Genomic DNA, 3,649 nt, shown 5'->3' on the forward strand with positions numbered 1-3,649 from the left:
CTGCTCGTTCGCCCCGTGGGATACGTCGAAGACCGAGCGGTAATCCGTCGCCTCGGTGACCGGAATCTGTACCTCGGAAACCGGTTCGCGGCGTGCCCCGACTACCACGACCGGGAGTTCGACTACGTCCTCTCGGCGTCCACCGAAAAACAGCCACTGACGACACACCACCATCCGCTCATCGACGGGACGGGAAACGAGTGGTTCGCGTTCGAATCGGCGGTGGACGCCGCGCGCCGACTGTATCGGGCGGACGGCTCCCTATTGATTCACTGCAAGGCGGGAATTTCACGTAGCAGCACGCTCGTCGCAACCACGCTCGCCGCCGAAGAGGATCGGCGGTTTCACGACGCGCTCGCCCTCGTCCAAGAGGCCAGACCGTACGCGATGCCCAACCCCGCACTCCACGAGTTGTCGGTGATCTACCTCGCCGCGAACCCGTAGCCGCGTCGTTCGATTTCGATTACTCGCGCTGAGGTCGCTCTGCGTGCGACAGTAGTGACTACAACTCTTTCGCGACCATCTCTCCCCAGTGGTCGAACCCGTGGCGCTCGTAGAACGCCCCGGCGCGGTCGTTTTCACGGTCCACGTCGAGGACGAGGCGGTCGAGCGGGAGGTTCTGGTCGTCGGCGAGCGCGACGGCGGCGTCCATCAACTCGTCGGCGACGCCCGTTCCGCGGTGGTCCGGGCGGACGAAAACCTCGTTCAGGATGGCGGCGTCCCAGATGAACGCTAGTTCGTTCGGGAGGACGAAGACGTAGCCCGCCAGTTCGTCGCCCGCGTCGGCGACCGTCACACAGCGTTCGTCCCGATTCACGCACCACTCAACCCAGTCGAGGTAGCGCTCGCGGTACTCGCCGGTCAGTTTCCCTTCGTACAGATCGGCCTTGTCGTCGCCGCCGGTTCCGCTCCCGAGACCGAGTTCGAACGCGCGTTTCAGCTCCCAAAATTCGTCGGCGTCGCTCGGTTCGTACGGTCGAATTTCCATACCCCCTGTGGGTGTGATAGGGGCTTACTTCTTACGTGATTCCCAGATCCGAAAGCCGAGGATGCCGAAACTCATCGCGCCGAGGAGCAACTGCCGTCCGCTTCGGACGATGGGGAACATCCGCTCCTCGTTGCTCGGATTGGGTCCCTGCGCGAGGTCGAAGCCGGTGCCGTAGTGAGTCGTGTGCGTCGTTCCGTGGGTTTCCGGCTGGAGGAACGTGTCGATGATTTCGTGTTTGTTCGAGGAACTGAGCTTTCCGGAGACGCTGTAGAACTGGTCGTGGATCGGGTAAAAGACGTTCACGCCGTTCGTGAACAGGTCGAGTCCGATCCCCGCGCCGACGTAGGCGACGAGCGCGACCCACGCGACGCGAACGCCGTACGGTCCCCATCGCTGTTTGATTCTGTTCTTCCCGACGAGGTCGGCGAGCAGGACGATTCCGATCGCTGTCGGGAGGAGGAGAGTGTGAAGGATCGCCCGATGTCCCCCCTGGACCACAGTCCCAGCAGCGTGTCGAGGTCGGGAAACGCGGCGGCAGCGAGCACTACCACGGCCGCCCGCGTGTCGAAGTGTTCGGCAAGTAGCGACGTGGCGAGTAAGGCCCCCACCGCGACGTGTACCACCGTCGATGGCATCGGGCGATGAACGAGCGCATCGCGGAAAGTAGTGCGGTGGGAACCGTCGCCGTAGGGGAAGCATACTTTCGGATGGGAACAGCTAGGTCGGGGCACTGTCGCTGATTGGTCGAGTATAACTGATTTCGCAATGGGTCTCGGAGCGCTTCCGCCTACGCCGCACTACTCGATCGTGACGGCGTTTCGCGGCGGACGATTCGTCTTCCGTCATCTCCCCCCTTTCGACACCCGTCGAATGCTAGTTTCGATACCCTTTTCCGAAGCTCACTCTCATGCCAAAATATGACAAACGCGCGCCGGACGCTCGCCGAGCAGATCGCGGGCGAGATAACGCTGAGTGACGACCCCGGAGCGACGCTTCGCAAGTGGCGAACCGACTTCGACGTGTCCCAGACTGTACTCGCCGACCATCTCGACGTCTCGTCGTCGGTCATCTCCGATTACGAGAGCGGGCGGCGCGAGAATCCGGGTATCGGCGTCGTCCGCCGCACCGTCTCAGCACTGCTCGACATCGACGAACGCCGCGGCGGCGACCGTATCCGACAGTACGCCCGCGTCCTGTCGGCGGGATTCGACAGCAGCATCGTCAACGATTTGCGCGAATACCCGACGAGCATTCCGCTCGCCGACTTTTACGACGAAATCAACGCGACGGAACTCGCGTCGGGGACGACGTCGAGCATCACGGGCCACACCGTCATCGACAGTATCGAGGCCATCACTCGCCTCTCCAGCGAGGAGTTCTACCGACTGTACGGGCAGAGCACGAACCGCGCGCTCGTCTTCACGAACGTCACGCGCGGGGAATCGCCACTGGTCGCCATGCGCGTCGTCACGCCGACGCCGAACGCCGTCGTCCTCCACGGCATCGACGCGGACGAGTTGTGGGATTACGCGCCGAAGATGGCGCAACTGGACGGCTTTTCGCTCGCCGTCACGAACTGCGAGAAGGAAACCATGTTGGACGCCATGCGCGACTTCGCCCCGTAACGAACGGTCGGATGATTTCGACTCATCCCGAACCGTTCCGAACCATTCTGAATCGTATCGAATCCGACTGTACCTACTTCGTGACATAATAAAGGGTGGCGTGGTGAAGGCCATAATTGAATCATATCAGATGTGTCTGATTGAATTAATGAGTGTGGAGAAATCACGGCACGGGGACGATGGTTGTAGTTCGACGTGTCCGTGGTGTGCAGAAGGTATCGATCATCTGTCTAATTCCGTTCGAATCGCACCGCCCGACCGCCGCCCGCCCGAACATCGTCCCGACGATTGGGGATGGCAGCTACACACCGACTGTGCCGCCGAGTGGCGCGAGTTCGTGACTCACCTCCGAACCATCGCGGGGCGTGGCGCGTTCCGGACGCTCGTCGAAGGACCGCTCTCGGGTGACGTCAACGACATGGTCGAATGGGAGTTACCTGACACGAGCTAAAATATATTTTAGCTAACACTTTTCCGCTCTCCGGCCTTTCGTTTCACCATGTCCGATACCATAGTGAAGACCGGTACGACGACGGTTGCGTTGACGACCGACGAGGGCGTCCTCCTCGCCGCGGACCGCCGGGCCAGCCTCGGCGGTCGCTTCGTCTCCAACAAGAACGTGCAGAAAGTGCAAGCTATTCTCCCGACGGCAGCGTTGACGATGGCCGGTGGCGTCGGCGATTTGCAGGCCTTCATCCGCACGCTCCGTGCCGAATCCTCCCTGTACGAGACGCGTCGCGACCATCCCATCGACATGGCTGCGCTCTCGACGCTCGCCGGGAACCTCTTTCGCAACGGTCCCTACCGCGGCGGGCAACCGACGCTCGGCGGCGTCGATGCGACCGGAGCGCACATCTACAGCCTCGACGGTGCGGGCGGCGTCATGGAAGACGACTACAGCGCCGCCGGAAGCGGAATGCAACTGGCCTACGGTGTCCTCGAACGCGAGTACGACCCCGACCTCTCCCTCGAAGGCGCACGGCGCGTCGCGGCCAACGCCGTCGAGAGCGCCGTCCAGCGCGATACCGCCAGCGGT

Annotated in this window: 5 protein-coding genes and 1 pseudogene; 4 read left to right on the plus strand and 2 right to left on the minus strand. The window is 62.4% G+C overall.

Going from position 1 to position 3,649, the window contains the following annotated elements; genetic code table 11:
* Entirely contained in the window at window positions 1-444 is a 444-nt protein-coding gene (locus tag WBV42_RS10855; RefSeq protein ID WP_423986042.1) for a protein-tyrosine phosphatase family protein, read from the plus strand.
* A 58-nt stretch (window positions 445-502) separates the two neighbouring features.
* Here WBV42_RS10855 and WBV42_RS10860 read toward each other — a convergent pair whose 3' ends face one another.
* Together WBV42_RS10860 and WBV42_RS10865 are read right to left on the minus strand one after the other, a co-directional pair.
* Window positions 503-988, minus strand: a complete 486-nt coding sequence (locus tag WBV42_RS10860; protein ID WP_423986043.1) for an N-acetyltransferase family protein — start codon at window positions 986-988, stop codon at window positions 503-505.
* Between the two features lie 24 nt (window positions 989-1,012).
* A complete protein-coding gene (locus WBV42_RS10865; RefSeq protein WP_423986044.1) occupies window positions 1,013-1,486 on the minus strand; it encodes a hypothetical protein in 474 nt (157 codons plus the stop codon).
* A gap of 419 nt (window positions 1,487-1,905) precedes the next feature.
* Between WBV42_RS10865 and WBV42_RS10870 the strand changes: the two genes are divergently transcribed.
* From WBV42_RS10870 to WBV42_RS10880, 3 genes and pseudogenes are all read left to right on the plus strand, one after another.
* Window positions 1,906-2,613, plus strand: a complete 708-nt coding sequence (locus WBV42_RS10870) for a helix-turn-helix domain-containing protein (protein ID WP_423986045.1) — start codon at window positions 1,906-1,908, stop codon at window positions 2,611-2,613.
* Between the two features lie 154 nt (window positions 2,614-2,767).
* Complete coding sequence (locus WBV42_RS10875; protein ID WP_423986046.1) at window positions 2,768-3,064, plus strand: hypothetical protein; 297 nt, start codon at window positions 2,768-2,770, stop codon at window positions 3,062-3,064.
* Window positions 3,065-3,118: 54 nt separating this feature from the next.
* Window positions 3,119-3,649, plus strand: a pseudogene (locus WBV42_RS10880) (proteasome subunit beta); the annotation flags it as partial.

It is taken from the genome of Haladaptatus sp. (assembly GCF_049589095.1).
Taxonomy (GTDB): domain Archaea; phylum Halobacteriota; class Halobacteria; order Halobacteriales; family Haladaptataceae; genus Haladaptatus.

Bases quoted from the DNA above. Each gene is read 5' to 3' on its own strand.
- WBV42_RS10860 (WP_423986043.1), bottom strand. From the start codon at position 988: ATGGAAATTCGACCGTACGAACCGAGCGACGCCGACGAATTTTGGGAG.
- WBV42_RS10870 (WP_423986045.1), top strand. From the start codon at position 1,906: ATGACAAACGCGCGCCGGACGCTCGCCGAGCAGATCGCGGGCGAGATA.